The organism is Lactobacillus sp. M0393, from assembly GCF_016102025.1.
Taxonomy (GTDB): Bacteria; Bacillota; Bacilli; order Lactobacillales; family Lactobacillaceae; genus Lactobacillus; species Lactobacillus melliventris.
Window position 1 is genome coordinate 127,208 of record NZ_JACFPK010000003.1, and the last position, 21,138, is coordinate 148,345.

17 protein-coding genes are annotated in these 21,138 nt (G+C 37.6%); 3 read left to right on the forward strand and 14 right to left on the reverse strand.

Features of this window, described 5'->3' with window-relative positions; genetic code table 11:
- Positions 1-15: 15 nt before the first annotated feature.
- From H3R29_RS03205 to H3R29_RS03255, 11 genes are all read right to left on the reverse strand, one after another.
- Positions 16-1,245, reverse strand: a complete 1,230-nt coding sequence (locus H3R29_RS03205) for a lactate oxidase (RefSeq protein WP_187157262.1) — start codon at positions 1,243-1,245, stop codon at positions 16-18.
- 106 nt (positions 1,246-1,351) lie between these two features.
- Entirely contained in the window at positions 1,352-2,149 is a 798-nt protein-coding gene (locus tag H3R29_RS03210; RefSeq protein ID WP_122026496.1) for a metal ABC transporter permease, read from the reverse strand.
- The gene (locus H3R29_RS03215) at positions 2,149-2,769 is read right to left on the reverse strand and encodes a metal ABC transporter ATP-binding protein (RefSeq protein WP_198202657.1); all 621 of its coding nucleotides are present in this window, start codon (positions 2,767-2,769) and stop codon (positions 2,149-2,151) included. The genes H3R29_RS03210 and H3R29_RS03215 overlap by 1 nt, the downstream gene beginning before the upstream one ends.
- A gap of 54 nt (positions 2,770-2,823) precedes the next feature.
- Positions 2,824-3,975 carry an SLAP domain-containing protein gene (locus H3R29_RS03220; protein ID WP_198202583.1) on the reverse strand — a complete coding sequence of 384 codons (1,152 nt, stop codon included), beginning with the start codon at positions 3,973-3,975 and terminating at the stop codon, positions 2,824-2,826.
- Between the two features lie 13 nt (positions 3,976-3,988).
- Positions 3,989-4,888, reverse strand: a complete 900-nt coding sequence (locus tag H3R29_RS03225; RefSeq protein ID WP_198202584.1) for a metal ABC transporter solute-binding protein, Zn/Mn family — start codon at positions 4,886-4,888, stop codon at positions 3,989-3,991.
- Between the two features lie 302 nt (positions 4,889-5,190).
- On the reverse strand, positions 5,191-7,161 hold the full coding sequence (locus tag H3R29_RS03230; RefSeq protein ID WP_198202585.1) for a fructose-specific PTS transporter subunit EIIC: 1,971 nt from the start codon (positions 7,159-7,161) through the stop codon (positions 5,191-5,193).
- A gap of 16 nt (positions 7,162-7,177) precedes the next feature.
- Positions 7,178-8,092, reverse strand: coding sequence for a 1-phosphofructokinase (gene pfkB, locus H3R29_RS03235; protein ID WP_198202586.1), 915 nt, complete (start codon positions 8,090-8,092; stop codon positions 7,178-7,180).
- Positions 8,092-8,847 (reverse strand): DeoR/GlpR family DNA-binding transcription regulator, encoded by a 756-nt coding sequence (locus H3R29_RS03240; protein ID WP_198202587.1) that lies wholly within the window; start codon positions 8,845-8,847, stop codon positions 8,092-8,094. The genes pfkB and H3R29_RS03240 overlap by 1 nt, the downstream gene beginning before the upstream one ends.
- Before the next feature lie 161 nt (positions 8,848-9,008).
- Positions 9,009-10,172: an enhanced intracellular survival protein Eis gene (gene eis, locus H3R29_RS03245; RefSeq protein WP_198202588.1), complete on the reverse strand. Its 1,164-nt coding sequence runs from the start codon at positions 10,170-10,172 to the stop codon at positions 9,009-9,011.
- Positions 10,173-10,429: 257 nt separating this feature from the next.
- Complete coding sequence (locus H3R29_RS03250) at positions 10,430-11,806, reverse strand: MDR family MFS transporter (protein ID WP_198202589.1); 1,377 nt, start codon at positions 11,804-11,806, stop codon at positions 10,430-10,432.
- Positions 11,807-11,853: 47 nt separating this feature from the next.
- Entirely contained in the window at positions 11,854-12,303 is a 450-nt protein-coding gene (locus H3R29_RS03255) for a MarR family winged helix-turn-helix transcriptional regulator (protein ID WP_174795196.1), read from the reverse strand.
- A 168-nt stretch (positions 12,304-12,471) separates the two neighbouring features.
- Here H3R29_RS03255 and H3R29_RS03260 point away from each other — a divergent pair, with 168 nt between their 5' ends.
- Complete coding sequence (locus tag H3R29_RS03260) at positions 12,472-13,827, forward strand: threonine/serine exporter ThrE family protein (RefSeq protein WP_198202590.1); 1,356 nt, start codon at positions 12,472-12,474, stop codon at positions 13,825-13,827.
- A gap of 179 nt (positions 13,828-14,006) precedes the next feature.
- Positions 14,007-15,026, forward strand: a complete 1,020-nt coding sequence (gene add, locus H3R29_RS03265) for an adenosine deaminase (RefSeq protein WP_198202591.1) — start codon at positions 14,007-14,009, stop codon at positions 15,024-15,026.
- 57 nt (positions 15,027-15,083) lie between these two features.
- Here add and H3R29_RS03270 read toward each other — a convergent pair whose 3' ends face one another.
- From H3R29_RS03270 to H3R29_RS03280, 3 genes are read right to left on the reverse strand one after another with little or no spacing between them, the layout of a single operon-like run.
- Positions 15,084-16,559, reverse strand: a complete 1,476-nt coding sequence (locus tag H3R29_RS03270) for a glycoside hydrolase family 43 protein (protein WP_198202592.1) — start codon at positions 16,557-16,559, stop codon at positions 15,084-15,086.
- Between the two features lie 27 nt (positions 16,560-16,586).
- Positions 16,587-18,806, reverse strand: a complete 2,220-nt coding sequence (gene bglX, locus H3R29_RS03275; protein WP_198202593.1) for a beta-glucosidase BglX — start codon at positions 18,804-18,806, stop codon at positions 16,587-16,589.
- 54 nt (positions 18,807-18,860) lie between these two features.
- Positions 18,861-20,117 (reverse strand): PTS sugar transporter subunit IIC, encoded by a 1,257-nt coding sequence (locus H3R29_RS03280; protein ID WP_198202594.1) that lies wholly within the window; start codon positions 20,115-20,117, stop codon positions 18,861-18,863.
- A 136-nt stretch (positions 20,118-20,253) separates the two neighbouring features.
- Between H3R29_RS03280 and H3R29_RS03285 the strand changes: the two genes are divergently transcribed.
- Entirely contained in the window at positions 20,254-21,090 is an 837-nt protein-coding gene (locus tag H3R29_RS03285) for a helix-turn-helix transcriptional regulator (protein ID WP_198202595.1), read from the forward strand.
- Positions 21,091-21,138 lie beyond the last annotated feature (48 nt).

Here is a 21,138-nt window from a genome sequence, read left to right on the forward strand (position 1 = left end):
TACATTTTAAATTAATTAAGCTTGAGAAGCTCCGGTTACAGCATCTGAACCATTATTTTTCAGCTGGTTTTCAGCAGTCACAGGATATGGCTTAACTCTTGAAGGATCAGTATTTGACTTTAAGTTATCAGCCGTATAATTAATATGAGTAATCTTAGCATGTTTAACATCGTCGATTGTCTTGCAGCCAGTTAATTGCATATCAATTAACAGTTCTTGGTTAAGTTGTTCAATAACAGATTGAACACCCTTGGCACCACCAAGTGCTAGACCATATAGATATGGACGGCCAATACCCACCATATCAGCTCCAAGTGCCAAAGCCTTAAAGACGTGCGAACCACGACGAACGCCGGAGTCAAAGACAATCGGAACCCTGTGATTAACAGCTTTCGCAATTTCTGGCAACATGTCAATTGTTGCGGGGCCACAATCTACCTCACGGCCACCATGGTTAGTAACATAAATACCATCAGCACCGGCACCCATAGCAATATAAGCATCCTCAGCACAAACAACACCTTTAATAAATACTGGTAAGCCGGACATTTCCTTGATACGTCTAACATCCTGCGGGCCAATCTTTTGCGCCGAAGAAGCATACATTTGAGCTACAGTTTGACCTTCACCCTTTGCTCCTTGGTAACGGGTAAAGAAATCTAGGGGTACAGGATAAGCAAAGTTAGTTCTAAGGTTAGCTTCACGGAAGCCAGAGATCAGCGCATCAACTGTCAGGAAAATTCCTTTATAGCCGGCTTTCTTAACCGCATCAAAAACCATTTGGTTAAAGTCCCAGTCTTTACTGAGGTAAAGCTGGAAAAAGCGTGGTGCATTTGGAGCTGCAGCAGCAATATCTTCAACGCTCTTATTTGCATATGTACTGGATGAAAAGAGTGCACCAGCAGCTGCTGCACCCTTTTGGGTAGCAATTTCTGCATCTTTATGAGCAATACCATGACAAGCAATAGGTGAGATCATCACCGGTGTTTTCAATTTCATGCCCATAAATTCAGTATCTAATTGCGGATGATCCATGTTGGTCAGAGCACGCGGTACAATTTGAAAATGGTTGAAAGCAGTAGTGTTGTTACGCCAAGTCCATTCATTTTCAGATCCCGAAGCAATATAGTAATATGCCCCTTCAGGCATGACTTCCTTTGCCCGTTCCTCCAGTTCATCGAGGTTGACCATATTTAAAGCTTCATTACGTTCGCTTTGTGGAAAACCATTATAATAGTATGTCATTATTAAGACTCCTTCTTTATTATTATTTCCGCTTTTTATTATACATGTAAATGCATACAAAAGTTAGTGAATTTCAAAAAGGAAAGTTTAAATAACAAAATTTATACTATAATTTATGCTTAATGATGTGAGTGAAGTAAGTAACAAGATAAATTGCTACTTCAATCACAGCAATAAAGAAGGTTACAGGTAAATTAGTAATGTAACCCAGATATAACCCAAGCCAAACGCCGATTAAAGCAAAAAAGACAGACCAAGCGATCATTGACGGGATAGTTTTGCCCAAATAATTAGCAGTAGCAGGTGGCAAAGTCAATAAAATAAATACTAAAAGAGAGCCCACTATTTGTGCGCCGATTGAAACGGACATTGCTAAAGCTATTAAAAAAATCACGCTGATTGCTCCGGTTTTTACCCCATGAGCAAGAGCACCAATGTGATCAAAGGAATCAAAGTTCAGCGGGCGCTGAATACTAAAAATCATTAACAACACTATTACGGATAAGACTATTAGTTGAATTACGCCTTGATGGTCAACCCCGATAATGCTACCAAACAAAATGTTAGTAGCATAATTGCTGTTTGCACCGGATATTGCCAGAAAAAGAACTCCCAAGCCAGTAAATAAAGCTGAAATTGCACTGATTGAGGATTCTTTTTGCTCGCTGTGAAGCGACAGTTCCCCTACGCTAATTGAACCCAACAGAGTAAATAACAGCATGCCCCACAAAGGGCCAATTCCAAGCCAAACTGCAAACGCAGCTCCGGCAAAACCAATTTCAGACAGCGTATGTGCTAAAAAACTAAAATTGCGCGCAACTACATAGACACCAACCGTACCACAAGTTATGGCAATAAAGGTGCTCGCCAGAAAGGCATTACGCATAAAGCCATAGGCAAACATTATTCATATGCCTCCTTAAATTGAGACATCTCGCCATGTTCAATTTGACCATGGTTTAAATATAAATAATTTTGCATATACTTGTGAGCTAATGTCACATCATGTGTCACAAACAAGACCGTTATTTTATGTTTCGCATTCAAATGCTTGATTAATTTCATCAATTCATCCTTAGCAACGGGATCAAGACTTGCTGTAGCTTCATCTAAAATAATCATGTTCGGATTATCTAGCAAAGCTTGTGCTAAATAAGCTCTTTGCTTTTGACCACCAGAAGCCTCACCCATCCGAGTATCTTTAATTTGATACAGATTAGTTTCCTCTAGTTGCTTTTTTATTGCCTTCTTAGTTGCACTATTTTTGATAATAGGGGCATTTAGACCCACAAAAGCTTCAATTGATAAAGGATATTCTGCATCTATGTTACGAAACTGAGGCACATACCCCAGCCGAACATCATCCGCAAACTTAAATTTACCTGCACTAGGTGTCAAAATAGCCATTAAAATATTAATTAGAGTCGTTTTCCCTGTGCCGTTTGGGCCTAAAAGGGCAGTAAGTGAACCCTTTTCTAACTTAAAATTCAAATTATTGAAAACAGTATTTTTGTCAAACCTCATTGAGAGATTAGTGACTTCTAAAATATCAGACAATTTGCATTATTCCCACTTTTATTATTTAAAATTGCCCACCTTGACGAATTGATTAACATCAATGGGGTAATATTTACGACCCATAATTTTTACGCGGCCGCCATACGTGCGGACATAGTTTCCACGATACAGCTTATTTGTGCCAACCCGCTGGCCATTACCGTCATAAATATAGGCATTATGCCCTAAGAGTCGAAGTTTACCTTCTACATTGCTGGCTACAACGTATTCATTAACACCTATTTGTAAATATTTCCGTTTATTAATTGTTAGATTACCATAAATAGTTAGCTTGGAACCGGCTTTTTTAGTTGGTAAATCCGTTGCTAGCCCATTTTCATCATAAACGAGTGCATTATGCATCAAAGTCCTGGTAGCAACCGGCTTAGGCAAAACTGCAGGTTTTTTAGCGGGTGCAACAGGTGTTGTCGGTGCTGGAACCTGTGTAGCTACCGGACTACTACCAACAGGAGCAGTAGGTATTGCTGATGCCCCTTGATCATAATAATATTTAACCAGATCAAAGAAGTCATCCATTGAGTAACCCCATTTGGCAAAATAACCATCTGGATCAGTATGATCAGTTCCGCCTAAAAATGTAGATACAGCATGATGAGACCAAATTGTACCTTTACCATCATGAACGGCATTATCCGGTACTAAATTATATTTGTGCAAAAGCTGCGCCACATAAACAGCATCATTGTTGACACCTTTGGCAAAATCAGCAAGATTATTTTCCTCACATAATTCCACTTGAATAAAACGATTATTGGCTACAGGACCTGCACCCCAAACGCCATAATCAGGAGTCGTCATCTGAATAACGCCAGTCTTATCCACAAAAGCATGAACATAGGAGTAAATATTCATCCACTCACGATTAAAATAAATAGCTTCATTGCGTGCTGTAGCATTAGGCGTAGCAGTCTCGTGAATAACTACACCTTCGGGCTTGCCGTTACGATAATTAATTGGATTGGCAGCAGTAAAGTCATTATATTTAATACCTTCTTGCGCCAATATTTGTTCCGCAAATGTTACACCGCTATAACTATTTTGTTTTGCAGTGTCATTAATTGTACCAGCCTGAACTGTTACCGGCTGTGGCACTGCCATAGTTGTAACAGTTGCTCCCAATGCCAAAACAGCAATTAATTTCTTCATTTTCATCGCCTCATAATAACTATTTTCGGGCTACTTTAGCCAAGTTTTGATAATTATCCTTCATCCAATCTAAATAATTTGTATTATCCGGAATTGTTTCCCTTACTTTTAAAATAGGGATATTTTGTTTTTGAGCCAGTTTCAAAAAGTTAGTAACAGTTGAACTAGATGTCTGTTCATTGTCCACAAAAAATGCAATTTTTTGTTTTTTGATCCCTTCAGTCATTTTTTGAACGGAAGCCGGACTAGGGTCAGTATTGTTTTGAATTGCTTTCTCAAAATCCTTGTTTGCCACTTTAATATTAACAGATTCTAAGGCATAATCAAAAACAGGCTCACTAACATAAATCGGTTTTTTAACCTGATGATTTAATTTAGCAGCAGATCTCTGAATTTGAGCAATCTGGGCTAAATACTTTTTCCCGTTTTTACGATAATAACGAGCATGCTGCGGATCTTTTTTACTGAGCCGCTTAACTAAGTAATTAACATACTTAGTAGGCATAGTCAAATCAAACCAGATATGAGGATTATCACCTTTTTTTAAGCCCATTAGGTCTTCGCCAACGCGCACCGGCTTTTTATCAACTGAAGCAGCCAATTTGTCCATCCAGCTGTCATAACCTAAGCCATTTTCCACTACTATGTCAGCATTTGATAATGCTTTAGCATCATTTGTGGTAGGTTGAAAGTCATGGGGATCAACAGATGACTTGGTAATTATTGCTTCTGCCTTACCATATTTGCCCACTACATTTTGAGCAATGTCAGAATAAATATTTGTAGTGGTCATAATAGTAATTTTATTACTTTTATGTGGTTTCTGTGAACAAGCACCTAACGTCAAAAGAACCAAACCCAATAAGGTAATTGCAGTAAATATCTTTTTTAATCTAGTAAATTTCACTAATGTTGTCATTCCTTTTCATTTTGAAGTGTTATCTTAATTAACACGGCAACTTATTAATTAATTGCAGTAAAAAACCAAAGTTACTTACAATTAATAACCATTATACACTAAAAACGAATTGCTTTAAAATAGCGTACCATTATAGTTATATTACAATTTTATTGCTAGCAGTAGATAGCATAGTTATTGCCATTAATCTAAAAGCGTGCGCTTCTAAGGTAAGTAGCTAATTTAGTCAGAAAAAAAGCACTAAGCCAACTAACAGCTTAGTGCATATTTTTTCGAACTCTCAATAATATCTAAAATTGAATTTATTTTTGATCCTGCTTGTCAACAGGCTTTTTCCACAAACCTAAGATTACACCTGCAACAATGGAACCAATGATGGTAGCAACAAAGTACAATAAAATATGGTTAGCAAGCGGAGATACCCAGAGACCACCGTGAGGTGCAGGAACACCGATGCGCCATATGCCCACTAAGGCACCGCCAACAGCAGAACCAATGATGCATGAAGGCAGAACGTGTCCAGGATCAGCTGCAGCAAACGGAATAGCACCTTCAGTAATGAAGGAAAAACCTAAAATCCAGTTGGTTAAACCAGCACGACGCTCATCTAAAGTATATTTATTCTTAAAGAAAGTCGTACCAATTGCAGTCGCAAATGGTGGTACCATACCGCCAACCATTACGGCAGCCATCATTACAGCAGCAACAGTTGAATGCGGGTCGTTGGCAAAAGCACCAGAGGCAAAGACGTAAGCAGCCTTATTGAAAGGTCCACCCATATCAATTGACATCATGGCAGCTAAAATAGTTGTCAAAACAGCTAAGTTGCCCGTACCCATTTGGTTTAAGAAGTTAGTAATGGCGAAGTTAACTGCACTAAAGATTGGGTTAACAATGTAGTACATGATAAGAGCAATGAAGAGCAGACTCAAGATTGGATAAATGAGCATTGGCTTCATTCCTTCAAGAGACTTCGGCAACTTGGCAAACAGTTTCTTTAAGCCGACTACCAAGTATCCGGCAATAAATCCAGAAGCCAGACCGCCTAAGAAACCGGCAGGTGATTTAGCATTAGTTACCACATTGGCAACATAAGCACCACCGTAGGCACCACTATAGACCGTAGCCATAAAACCACCGACAAAACCAGGCATTAAAGCGGGCAGGTCACCGATTGATTCAGCGATGTAACCTGACAAAATTGGTACCATGAAAGCAAAGGCCATGTTACCAGCATTATTCAAGAAAATAAATGCAGGAGATTTAGGACCACCGGCATAGTTTTCCACAATAAAGGAAATTGCCATTAAGATACCGCCACCGATAACAAATGGCAACATGTGGGAAACACCGTTCATGAGGTTCTTGTAAATTGAACCCCAGACGCCTTCTTTAGCATTGTCACTATCATCACTGCTCTTTTCACCGTTTGAATGGTAAACACTGGCTTTAGAATTCAAAATGTCATCAATCAATTCGTCAGGCTTGTTGATACCGTCAACAACGGGACGAGAAATTAACGGCTTGCCATCAAAACGAGGCATGTCAACTTTCTTATCAGACGCAATAACAACCCCTTGAGCGCGGCTAATCTCATCAGCGGTCAATTTATCTTTGACACCTTCTGAACCATTGGTTTCGATGCGCACATCAACGCCACGTTTTTTACCGGCTTTGATTAAAGCTTCTTGGGCCATATAAGTGTGGGCAATACCATTAATACATGCAGTAACGCCGACAATTAAAGGTTTTTCTTCCTTATTAGAATCATTTGTACTTTCGGCTTGCTCTTTTTCGGCTTTTTTAGCCTCATCCTTTTGCTGTTCTGCATCTTCAAAAAGCTGAATCACTTCTTCAGGAGTTTGCGCTTTTTTAAGAGCATTAACCAGATCAGGATCAATTAATAAACCGGACAATTTAGCTAAAGCTTGTAAGTGAGTGTTGTCGGCGCCATCTGGCGCGGTAATCATAAAGAATAAATGAACTGGTTGACCATCAAGGGAATTGTAGTCAATCCCCTGTTCGCTTTTAGCAAAAAGCACGCGCGCTTTGTTAATTGTCTTATTCCGAGCATGCGGCATCGCAATTCCATCACCAATACCGGTGGTAGATTCGTTTTCACGAGCCCAAATTGACTTAATGAATTCATCTTCGTCATTGACGATGCCGGTTTTGACCTCTAAATCAGCCATTTCTTTAACGGCATCTTCTTTGTTAGTCGCTTTAAGCGCCATAATCATGGATTCAGGAGCCAAAATATCTTTAATTTTCATTTAAATTCTCCTCAATTTACGAAATTTCTTCAACATTAATTTGCGGCAACACCGCATCAATCTGACTTTTAACGGCAATATCTTTAGTAAAAGCTGTGGCAGCACCACAGGCCATACCCATACGGAAACTTGCTGCCGGATCATTGGTTTTCACATAAGTGCCAACAAAGCCGGCTATCATCGAGTCTCCGGCACCAACCGAATTGACTGCAGTTCCAACAGCTGCCTTAGCATGATAAAAATGCTTAGGGGTTATCAAATAACCGCCCTTGCCGGCCATGGAGACCATAACATTTTGGGCACCCATGTCGAGCAATTTGCGCGCACACTCAAGCATCTCTTTATCAGAATTAAAAGTAGTATTAAACAAATCAGCCAGTTCATGATGGTTGGGTTTAATTACCAGTGGTTTGTAGCTCAAAGTATCAAGTAAAGCCTGACCGGTAGTATCAATCACAAAATCTGCCTGTGCTTCTTTAATAGTAGGCAAAAGTTCTTTGTAAAAATCTACTGGTAAGCTAGGAGCTAATGAACCACTTAAAACTACTATGTCACCTTTTTGCAAGTCATTTAGTCGCGCTTTAAAAGCAGTTATTTCCTGCTCAGTAATATTAGGCCCAGCGGCATTAATTTCAGATTCCTCTTCTGCGTGCACCTTCACATTGACGCGGGTCACATCAGAAATAGTAACAAAGTCGTTAACAATGCGGCGCTGATTAAGTTGGCGTACCAGCTCTTTGCCAGTAAAGCCACCCACAAAACCCCAGGCAGTATTATCAATATCCAGCTGGTTGAGTATTTGGGAAACGTTAATCCCTTTACCACCTGCCAAAAACGAGCAGTTATTAGCGCGGTTAACTTCACCACGGTTAACCTGCTTTAATTGAATTACATAATCCAAAGCAGGATTAACGGTAACTGTATAAATCATTAGCAAATCTCCTTCAGTTTAATTTTGGCAGGCAGTAGTCCTTTTTCTTTTGCACTTAGCGCAGTAGTAAGAACTGTGACGTTTTTAACTTGGGCAAAAGTGGCAAAACTACACTCGCCAATTTTAGAAGTATCGGCCAAAATATATGTCTGATTAGCCTGAGCAATTGCTATTTTTTTAATTGCGGCTTCTTCAGTATCGGGTGTGGTTAGATTGCCACGATAATCAAGTCCATTTGTGCCCACAAAACTGGCAGAAAAGTTCATCCCCTGCAGTTGCTTCAGAGCAGCTTGTCCCACTACCGCGTGAGTATTTTCTTTGATTCGACCACCCAAAAGTATAGTCTCAATCCCATGGCTAATAGCACAAAGTGCAGTTTCTAAGCCGTTAGTCACAACAGTTACTAGTGGAATATCAGCAATAAAAGGAACCATCTCATATGTTGTTGTTCCTGCATCAATAAAAATATAATCATCTTGATGCACAAAATTTGCAGCAGCATATTGAGCAATCAGTTTTTTATCATTATGGTTCATAGAAAACCGAATATGTTGTGACACATCATGAGTAAAACTTTTGACTGACTGGGCACCGCCATGCACCCGTTTAATCAAGCCTTTTTCAGCTAATTGATTTAGATCTCGTCTAATGGTTGACTCTGAAGTTGAAGTTATTGAGCAGAGATCACTAACACGGCATAAGCCATGCTGATTAACGAAATCCTCAATCACTTTTTGCCTTTCAGGCGTTAACATATATTTCACCCCAGCGAGTATTTTATGCGCTTTGATAATTAAAAGCAATCATTTTCATTCATAATTTGTCATTTTCCTGCAAAATCGTTCATTTTAAGCAAAAAAATAGCAGTCGCATAATTTATGCAACTGCTACTTTGTTAATTAGAAACAATTTTCAGTTAAAAATAGTCATAAAAACTCACTTTACCAGATAAAAATTCCAATTTACTGGAACTCAATTTTTTAATTAGCCCTAACTTTATTGCTTGCTTTAAAGTCAAATGGCCTAGTAAAACCTTCGTCCAGTTAGTTATTGACCCAGTAAAATCAGGTTTGGCACTGGTTTTAACGCAACTGATTTCACCAGAATCATTTACCAGATGCCAGACACCGCAGTTCCACGGACAAATCCCATCCTCTGTAACTTCTAAATTGGCAGTTTTTTCACTAGCAAACTTTACGCTAGACACAATTTTTCCAAAGTCAATGATTCTTGACATCATGTAAGGCTGGACACTAATTTTTAAGCCGCTTTGATCAGGAAAATATTCCTCAAGCAATGAATCTTCTGGTGCTGTAATTTCAAACTCGGTACAGGAAGAAATATGACCACCAATAAAATTAAGCAATGCAGTAATAGCAGTCGCGTTTGTATAATAGATTTCGTCAACCTGAAATTTTTTATTTACAAAATGATAAAACATATAGGCCTGAGGAGCCTGATTTTCATCAACATAAATAGCAACATATCTGCCAGGATAATATGTTTCGAGTCTGTGCCACCACCATTTTGCTCTAACAATCGTATTACGCTCCTCACCTGCATCAATTTGCTTTTGGTATAGCTTTATTATCAAACCACTTAATGTCGGATTACTCCAATTGCCTCTTAAAATTTTACCGACCTTGGGTAACTTGAAATACTTGAACATTGCAGGTTCAATACTATAGGTTTTTTGATAAATAGTATTTTCATAGCCATATTGCCGATAAAACGTTTCTGACCATGGTGCTAAATTAGATAGCGAAACACCTTCGTCATGAAGATCTTCCAGTATTTCTTTCATTAGCCTGGAAATATCTCCATGGCCGCGATTTTCCGGATATGAGGAAACATAACCAATTCCTGACATTTTAATTTGATGATCAAAAATCTGACTTGCAAAATGAATTGCCATAATATAACTTGCAAGTTTACCATCATGAAAAATGCCATAACTGTTACTGTGCTGATAACAACTCATAAAATTATTATCTTTTTTCAGATCATTAGTTTTTAAAAAAGCATATTGAGTTAAAGGGACAACCTCATCTAATATTTCATTAGTTTTATCTAGTTTCATTAGTTTTCATTTCCTCAGCTAATATCTATTTTTACGTGCTTTATAGAATAGTTCAATGTTTGCCAGTCAATTCCTAACTATAAGTAACCAGCAGTTTTATAATACCGTTTTCATAAAAATTGATCTAGCTTAAATTAATTTGTCAATGTCACTTTAACTATACACATAATTATCTAAGCAGAATAATATTATTTTGGTCTAACGTATAGGAAGGAATTATTTTAAACGGCTTAACACGTTGAACTAATGAAAACTATTTAATTTTCTTTTTGAGGTAAAAATAGCGAACTGCAAAAGCCAATAATTGCAAAAGCCAGCATTAAAACAAAGCCCCAACGGTATCCAGTTGCTAGATTCGCAGTCGATGTACCACCTGCACACAAACTAATTACCAGCATTGATAATGCTGTGCCAAGTGAGCCACCTATTTGCCTGACTGTAGATGAACCCGCATTTGCATGTGCCGTCATGTGAGGTTCTACAACATTTATACCCGCAGTAAAAGTGGTCATCATGGTAAATGATATTCCCACCATACGTAGCGCGTAACATAAACTAATTAAAACAAGACTAGTATTGCTATTAAAAACAACCATTGGTAATGTGCCTAATAAAAGCATAGTAAAACCAAAAAGTGCCAATTTTTTAATACCAAACTTATCAAATAAAGTTCCTGAAACCGGATTGCAAATGATCATTAATAGAGCCCCTGGCATCATTACTAAACCAGAAGTTAATGCACTCTCTTGTCTAGTAGTTTGTAAATATAATGGTAAAACTAATTCAATTCCTACCATTGAAATATTGCTGATAGTACTTAGTAAAGTATCCAAGTCAAACTGTAAATTTTGAAAAACTCTAATATTAAGTAATGGTTTCTTCATATGTAACTGACGTCGACAAAATAACAAAATAATTAGTACACCAAGTGTAAAAAGAGCTGCTATTGCAATTGTAATTTTGCCAGTGTTCCCGATATCAGACAGGGAATACAAGATTAAGCCAAAGCCCAAAATAGATTCAATAAACGATATTAAATCAGTATTGCTTTTGCGCGGTTGAGTGATATTTTGAATACAAAATACAGTACAAATAGCTACCAACCCACTGGCAATACTTAAAATAATAAAAAGCATTTGCCAGTCTGCATACTTTAAGATTAATCCCGAAATCGTGGGACCAACAGCTGGACCAAATCCAATTACCAAGCCAGTGATTCCCATTGCCATGCCTCTTTTTGCAGGAGGAAACATAATCAAAATGACGTTTTGAATAAATGGCATTAAACTACCGGCCGCCACAGCTTCAATAATTCTGCCAACTAGTAATGTGGCAAAATTAGGAGCAAAAATACAAATGACTGATCCCGTAAAAAAGATTAGCATCATTGTTAAAAAGTTTTGTCTTAAATTAAATGATTCAAAGATCCACGCTGACATGGGAATCATTAGCCCTACGACCAATAAATAAGAAGTAGTAAGCCATTGAGCAGTGGATTGATTAACTTTAAACGTAGCCATTATTGTGGGGAGAGCGTTATTGAGAAAAGTTTCCGCTAGTAGCGAAACAAATGCTCCAAATAGTAAAACGGCCATCATTAAAGCTCTTTTTTTATTAGAAATATTTTTGATCATTTTAGTCCCTTCTTTAATGTAGCATGCTACATTTTTGCTAATAATAATTAGAAATTTGCAGAAATTTTATTTAAGACTTGTTCAAGTTCTGAAATTTCTTGCTTTGACAAGTCCTTAGTAATGCGCTTATTAATGTTTGTCATAATTGTCCGGATCTTAAAAATATTTTTGTCAATTAAATTAAAGCCTTCATTTGAAAGCTCTAACACAATTTGTCTTTGATCATTTTCTAAACGCGAAGTAGCAATTAATTTATTTGCTTCTAAGCGTTTAACTATTCCTCGAATTGTAGGATGACTTAGCACAAATGCATCTGCCACTTCTTTTTGGGTAATTTGCCGTGCTTTTGATTCATATAAATAAATCATCAGAGAAATTTGGGCACCTGTTAAAGAATAATCTCTAAATATTTCTGCAAACTGCTTGTTTAATTCCTTTTCAATCAAAGTATTCGCAATTTTAATTTTGGGACCAATTCGGTTCAAAAAAGCTGTCATATAATTTCCTTAGAAGTAAATCTCATACTAATATTTTATCATACTGTAGTATACTACACTTTTTTGTAATTAACATCTTTTTTAAACTCAATTCTATAAAATTGGTCCAACCACGAGTGTGGTAAAATTAAAACACTATATTAATAACAGAAAGGTCAAAAAGCAGTTATGACAGACGAACAATCTCCAGCATCATATCCCAAAATTTCTAGTAAGCATCACATGAAAATTCACTGGAAACAGTTTTTTAAAAGTCCGGATGATACTTTAGTCAAAGATATTACCCTAGTAGAAAAAGGGTCTTTAGTCGGCAGAATCGGTATAATGCTCCTGCAATGTGGTACTGGAGCCTGGCGAGTGCGCGATTCAATGAATACCATTGCAAGAGCACTCAAAATCACTTGTTCAGCCGACATTGGTTTAGTAACTATCAGCTATACCTGCTTTGACGTTGACAACAAGTCATACTCACAGACTCTTTCCTTACCAACTACAGAAGTCAATATGAATAAGTTAAATGAAATGGAAGAATTTGTCCGTAAATTTGAAACTGAAAATGATTATTGGACAATTGGAGCAGTTCACCATAAATTGAATCAAATTGAGCGCCATACTCAAAATTATCCTTTAATCATTTCCGCTTTGAGTGCCGGCCTGGCGTGTGCTAGTTTTATTTTTTTACTTGGTGGTGGCTTGCCAGAAATGTTTTGTACATTTTTAGGCGCTTTAGTTGGTAACTATTTACGCCAACTAATGGGTAAAAAGAAAATTACACTTGTTGCCAAAATAACTGTTGGTGTGGCAGTTTCCTGCACCGTATATTTCCTATGCTTTAAATTAGGAAAAATAGTTTGGGGTTGGAGCAGTAATCATGCTTATGGCTATATCGGCTCAATGCTCTACGTCATTCCCGGCTTTCCTTTTATCACATCTGGTCTTGATATGTCAAAACTTGATATGCGTTCAGGCCTTGAAAGACTGGCCTATGCTATCTTAGTCGTTATGATTGCTTCCATGGTAGGCTGGGGTACGGCTACCATGCTCAACTTATCACCGGGTGCTATGCCAAAACTAAATCTTAATCCGGCTTTACTGACAGTGCTTAGAATAATTGCCAGTTTTTGTGGCGTTTTTGGCTTTTCAATTATGTTTAATGCTAAATTATCAATGGCAACAGTTGCTGCCGTGATTGGTGCTCTGGCAAATACTCTGCGTTTAAGTCTAGTTGAATTCAACCATGTTCCGGCCGCTCTAGCAGCATTCACTGGAGCTTTATTAGCAGGACTAATTGCCAGTTTTGTCCGTGATAAAGTTGGTTTTCCCCGTATTGCGATCACTGTTCCCGCAATTGTCATCATGGTTCCCGGCTTATACATGTATCGCGCTGTCTTCAATTTTGGCATTACTAACATTAATGTCGGTGCTTATTGGATTATGGATGCTTTGATGATTATTACTGCCCTGCCAATCGGCTTATTAACAGCCCGTATTTTAACAGATGCAAAATGGCGCCATTGCGACTAAAATACTTAACTGGAATTTTTAATTATTTTACCTGACTATATTCTTAGCTATGCATTTTATTAGGAACATATAAACTAATACTACTTAATTTGTTCGTTTTTTACTCTATTTTTATTATAAAAATTGTGCTAAACTAAAATAATAAGCAAATATTAAGAACATTGTCTAAGGAGGATTACATGAGTTCAGTCGTCACACCAGAATTTACCCGGGGCTTGCCTAAAGCCGAATTGCATTTGCATATCGAAGGAACATTAGAACCGGAATTGAAGTTAAAGTTAGCCAAACGTAATCATGTGGATATAGGACAAACTACAATCGAAGATGTCCAAAAGACTTATAATTACCATGATTTAGCATCATTTCTAGCTGTCTATTATCCAGCAATGAATGTTCTACAAACTGAAGAAGACTTTTACGACTTGGCCTGGGCTTATTTAACTAAGGCTGCTGCCAACAATGTTCGACATGTAGAATTATTTTTTGACCCCCAAGCTCACACTAGCCGCGGCATCCCATTCGAAGTTGTACTCAATGGTCTTTATCGAGCTACTGTTGATGCACGGGCATTAAACGTTGATGCTCATCTAATCATGTGCTTTTTACGAGATTTTTCTAAAGAGTCTGCTAGAAAGACCCTGCAGGAAGGTCTTAAGTACCGTGATAAGATAATTGGCATTGGACTTGACTCTGATGAGCATAACAATCCGCCACTAAAATTTGCCCGCCAGTTTGAAGATGCAGCTGCGGCTGGACTGCACATCACTACTCACTGTGACATTGATCAAAAAGATTCAATTGAACATATTCGTCAGGCTTTAGAAATTATGGAAGTTGAACGGCTTGATCATGGCACCAACATTGTGGAAGATCCAGACCTGGTTGAACTAGCCGCCAAAAGACAGATTGGCTTAACTTCTTGTCCGTTATCTAACAGCTTTGTTTCACCAGAAATGAAGGGTAAAGAAGTAATCGATCTTTTGAATGCGGGAGTAAAAGTTTCCATTAATTCAGATGACCCTGCTTACTTCAAAGGCTACATCAGTGATAATTATTATGCTTTAGCACAAAAATTTGATCTGTCACAAGATCAAATCGTGCAACTTGCTAAAAATTCTTTTGAGACCTCTTGGATCAGTCAACGCCAAAAGCAATTATATTTAGCTGAAGTAGACCAATTTGTAGCACAATTTAATTAAGTTTCGACTGTAAATATCACACAAAAAAAGGTAGAGTTTTTTCTACCTTTTTTGCTACTACAGATTTTCATACCTTAAACTAATTGAATAAAATTTAACGTTATTTTGACCAATTGCTCTTAAACCGATTACTACACCTGTAAAAGGAGAATCACTAACTTCATTAGTAAAATGTCTGGTTAGCATACTGGTTTTAGCAATTTCAGTTTCATTATCCTTTAAAATCACACAATAATTTTCTTGCCTCATTTTTAAAATAAATCTGATTATTTTGCCTTTTAGTTTTACCTTTAGCTTCTGCTCAATTTTCAGGTCGCTATCTCGTTTGCCTATTTGAATTGTATTTTGCTCAGCATTATACAAAACTGCAAAATAATGTGTGTCATCTTTATACACAGTTAATCCGGCTAAACTCGCTCTCAGCTCTTCAGCCTTTAAGCAAAAAGAGAATTCACCGTTAAATTCAGTTTGCGCAAAACCAATAAAAGAAGGTGCAAGTTGGCTCACCTGAGACATCTTAAGAGGCAACGTATTAGCTTTTAATGTTAATTCGTCTTTTACAAGCTGGTAATGAGGCAATCCTACCACAGAAAGCAAATTATCTGCAGTAAAGTCTTCCTCACTATGTGACTGCAAATTAGTTTTTAATGGCGCGGCCACATTAACTGTTGCCTTGCCCATTTTTTCATTTTTATTAACTTCAATTTTGTTGGCATCCCAAGTGACAGGCAATAAAATTGTTTCACGTCCTAGTAAGGTGCGATGAATATGGGGCGGCTGTCTGGTCGCAAGTGCAACCAGACAGAATCTTTCTTCATCTATTTGAACTATATCCGCATGACCAACGCACTGAAGCTCATTTTTGTAATCGCGGTTTGTCAAAATGGGATTATTTAGGACGCTGTGGTAAGGCCCATCAATGTTATCAGCAACTTGCATAGTTACCATATGGCCTGAACGAGTTCCTCCTTCTGCTAACAGGAGCCAAAATTTACCATATTGATAATAGATATGAGGGCCTTCAGGATCACGACCCCCAGTGCCATAACTAATTATTTTTTCCTCACTTAATATTTTTCCAGTATCCGGATCTAGCAAAAATTGCATTATTTTACCAGCTTCTGTCATTTGCAGATAACACTTATCATTCAAAAAGGTTAAGGAAGGATCAATGCCGACTCCCTCTTTTAGCCAAATAGGTTGCGACCAGCCTTGAGTGGGATTTCTGGTTTTGACAATAAAAGTGCCTCTAGGTACAAAAGCACAAACAATATAAAAAATACCATCATGAAAACGAATAGTAGGAGCAAAAGCGCCAAGAGAGTTTTTAAGATTGCCATACGGATAATGTTTTGCAGTGCTTTTATCTATCACGTGACTTACCAAGCGCCAATTTAGCAAATCATTGCTTTGATAGACCGGTAACCCGGGTAGAAACTCAAATGTTGAGGTAACTAAATAGTAGGTATCGCCAACTTTACAAATACTGGGGTCAGGATGAAAACCTCTTAAAACTGGATTTTTGTATTTCATAGTTATTCTTTCTTAATTAACTTTTTACTAATCAACTAAGGTAAAATCCTGTGCCAAACAGTCCCGTGAATTACTGCCGATATATAGAGTAAATTCTCCGTTTTCTAAAACTTTTTCACCTGTATTATCAAAGAAAGTCAATTGCTTAGGACTAATGTTAAAACTGACAGTTTTTTCTGTATGAGCTTTGATAGCTATCCTCTTAAAATCAATTAGCCTCTTTACCGGCTGCACAATCGAGGCTACTTTGTCGTGCATATAAAGCTGAACTGTTTCCTCACAATACCAGTCACTGTCATTTTTTAGCATAACTTTAGCTACAATTTGTTCATCATGATGCAGTTCTTTTTTATCTAACGTCATCTTTTCATAGCTGATATGACCATAAGATAGGCCATAGCCAAATGGATATAGAGGTTCAGCAGGAGCATCCAAATATTTTGATAAAAAGCGGCCAACATGTTGCGAATCATGAACAGGACGGCCAGTTGACAAGTGATTGTAATAAAGCGGTTCTTGTCCTGAACTGTACGGAAACGACATTGTCAGCCTTCCAGAAGGATTGGCTTTGCCGAATAAAATATCTGCGATTGCTGCTCCACCTTCGGTTCCGGGGAACCAGCACTCAAGTATACTGTCAACTTTGTCTTTGACGTTTGTTAACACTAGTGGGCGGCCACTAATAATTAAGAGAACTAATTTTTTACCCAAAGCAGAAATTTTATTGACCAAATCTAACTGATTGGCTGGCAAAGAAAGATTCGTTTTTGAACCCGCTTCTCCGGCTTCAAGAGTGCTTTCTCCCATCGCCAAGATCACGACATCTGATTCTCGGGCTGCTTGAAGTGCCAATTTGTTATTATTCTTTTCTTCCTCTTCAGTTGAAATGACCTGAGAAATTGCTTCATCAGACGGAAAACCCATTTCTTGCAGCATCTGGCGACTACGATTAATATCCGTTCCCTTAGCGGTTTTAATATCGGGCACATAACGTTTCAGTCCCTCAAAAATTGAAACGCTGTCTTTAGGTTCGCCATGTACAGCCCACATTCCTAGCAAAGAATGTTCGGTACTGTATGGTCCTATCAACGCAAATTTCTCATTTTTGTTAAGTGGTAAAACGTTATTTTTATTTTGGAGCAGTACCACGGCTTCTGTAGCAATTTTTCTGGCCAGATTCCGTTTATCTTCGGATAAAACACTGGCCTTTTCTCTAGCAAGCGATGTTCCCCGATAAGGATCTTCGAACAAACCAAAGTCATTTTTCAATGATAAAACGCGCCAAACGGCTGCATCAATTTTCTTTTCGTCTAATTGACCATTAGTTACAAGCTGCTTTAAACCGTTAGCATAACACGGCGATTTCATATCTATGTCGACAGTAGCATTCAAAGCTTTATAGGATGCATCAACTGTATTTGCAGCAAATCCATGTTTAACCAGTTCATAAATTGAAGCATAATCGGAGATAATGATGCCCTTAAAGCCCCAAACTTTTCTGAGCAAATTATCTAACAATTTCTTATCTGCAGTTGACGGAACGCCATTTAAAGCTGTCAAAGAAGTCATTGCTAATTTAGCACCAGCTTTTACCGCTGCTTTATAAGCAGGCAGATAATTCTGATAGAGGTTGCTAATTGACATATCAACGGTATTGTATTCTCTGCCAGACTCAACTCCACCATAACCGGCAAAGTGCTTAAAGCAGGCGGCCACACCTTTATTTTCCTCTATTTTTTCCTGAAAACCTTCAACCATTGCTTCAGCATATTTAGAATTAAGGTATGGATCCTCACCGGGAGACTCTAAGACCCTACCCCATCTGGCATCATGCACGGTATCAAGCATAGGAGCATAAGCAACCTGAATACCAGCAGCTGAAGCTTCATCGGCTGCTGTAGCAAAAGCCTTCTTTATAATTTCTGGGTTCCAAGTTGCACCTAGGCCTAAGGGAATTGGATAAATTGTTTTATAACCATAAATTACATCAGACATAAACATGACAGGAATATGATGCGGCTGTCTGGCCATCTGTTGGTCCTGTACTTTTCGAGTAGTCTCAGCTCCCGCAACGTTGAGAACCGATCCGGTTAAGTCAACCATTTCCTGTGAAATACCTAATTTATCTCGCGGACCGTATGAAATATCGTTTGCTTGAAAAAATTCCCCAGATAATTGAATTAACTGCCCAATTTTTTCGTCAAGGCTCATATCCTTCAGCAATAGTTTTAATTGTTTTTCTTCCATAATGTATACCTTCTAATGAAAAAGAGGTTGATTGCAACCTCTTCTATTATATAGTTATTTAGCTGCATTTTGTTCTTGTGCTAAGGCTTTCTTATCGGCTCTTCTAAACCACGGGTACCATAGAATAGGCGAAATTACTAACTGAATCAGTAGAACCAAAATAACAATTGAAATATGTCCACCTAATAATGCGTGCACGCCCAGTGGCAATCCAAATACTGCCTGAGCACCCGTACATCTGGCAACTATGCCTACTTTGGTTAATAAGCCAGCTATCATGACCACAATAGCATTATTTGTCACAAACGGCACAAAGAAATCAAAATTAAGAACTAATGGAGTACCAAAAATTACAGGCTCAGTAATTCCAAACAAGGCAGGCACAATTGAAATTTTACCCAAAGTCTTATATCTCTGACTCTTAGCAATAAAAAGCATTAGTAAAACTAGACCTAAAGCTGTTCCGCCCCAAGTGTAAAAATTAAAGAAGGCATAGCCATAAATGTTAGGAACAGGACGACCGGCTTTGTATGCTGTTAAGTTTTGCATATCAAGTGCCATCCAGATAGGAACAACAATTGGTGTAATTACATTTGTACCGTGAATACCAAAGAACCAGACTAATTGTTCAATTAAACAAATTAGAACCATAGCCCAGAATGAACCACCAATATGCTGTAAAGGTGCTTGAATAATAGTAAAAATTAGTTGGTGAAAACTGCCAAATGGAGTAGCACTAAAGCCCAAGGCAACAATTGCAAAGAATACACCTAATAATAAAGTAGGGATTAAAGCGGCAAAAGTATCAGATACCATTGGCGGAACTCCAGCCGGCATTTTAATAGTCCACTTGTGCTGCTTCATGTAAACATATGATCTACCCACAACAATACCAACTATGATTGCTGAAAAAAGACCATCTGCGCCAATCCAGGTAACTGGAATCGCTGCAACATTTTTGATATTTCCAAGTGGTGTAATGATCAAAAATGACATTAACGAAATTATACCTGCGCTGGTGCCGTCATCATCTTTGAGAAACATCTCCGCAATGTGTTTAGCCATCAGAAACGCAACATATAAAGCAATAGCACCAATAGTTACTGAATTGACAAAACCCATAATTTTTGCCAGCTGCAACATTTTCCACTTGCTGGCATAAACCGCAATCAAAGTCGCAAAAGACCCGATGATCATCGGCCCTAAGGTGGCCATCATTGCGCCCATAACTGCTTGCAGGTATTTATTATTTCCTACCCTGTCAAACCACGGTTGCATTCTTTGAAAAAACTTTGTCATCTTTTCTTTCATAAAAAACTCCTCCTTTTTGCTCCCGTTATTTCATTAATTATGGTAAAGCGATTTCAGATGTGTTAAAATACATTTTCCAGAGGAAAAAGCTGTAAAATAATGACCTTTCATTATATCATTATGCGAGATGATAACAATGTCCTATATCCAACATGAAAAAATCAGCAATTCTAAAAAGTTGCCTTTTAAAATATTTAATTTTCACGCTCATAATTTGAATAGGGTAATTCCTTTACATTGGCACCAAAGTACTGAAATACTGTACTGTGCTCAGGGTAAACTCGAAGTAAAATTAAAAAATCAAAGTTATTTGTTGGGCAAAAATGATTTTGTGGTAATTAATCCCTATCAAATTCACTCAACAAAAAGCCCACAACAAAACTGGGTATTATGTATTCAATTACCACTGCCTTTTTTAAGCGAGATGACTAATAAAGAATTTTTACATGAATATGTTTTTAACGCTAATTCATGCATTGAAAAGTCAGGGAATGACCAAGAACTTATTGCAACATTTGCCAGCATTATTAGTTTACAAAATAAAAAAAGCAACTTAGTTACTAACCTCAAAATTATGACAGAGGTGATAAACGTTATTCGCATTCTGACTGAATACTATGCTCAAGAAAGTAAAACAATCGAGGAAGAGAGTAATATCAATTTTATAGAAGAGCTTACTAAATTCATATTAAAGCACTACCAGCATGAGTTACGAATCAATGATATTGCGCAACACTTTTGCTACTCAAATGGTTATACTTCAAGGCTAATAAAGAAAAATTTAGGTACTTCCTTTTCCGACCTTTTAAGATTAGTCAGAATTAACAAGGCAATTGATTTGATGAACTCTTCCTCCAAGTCTTGGTTAGAAATCTCTGAATTAACAGGCTTTATGACATATCGTAATTTATATAATGCTTTTTATTCCGTCTACCAAATGTCACCTAGTCAATTTAAAAAGCAAAATAAGTAACATATTTTTTCATTTAACCAAAAAAAGACTAACTCACATCAAAACTGG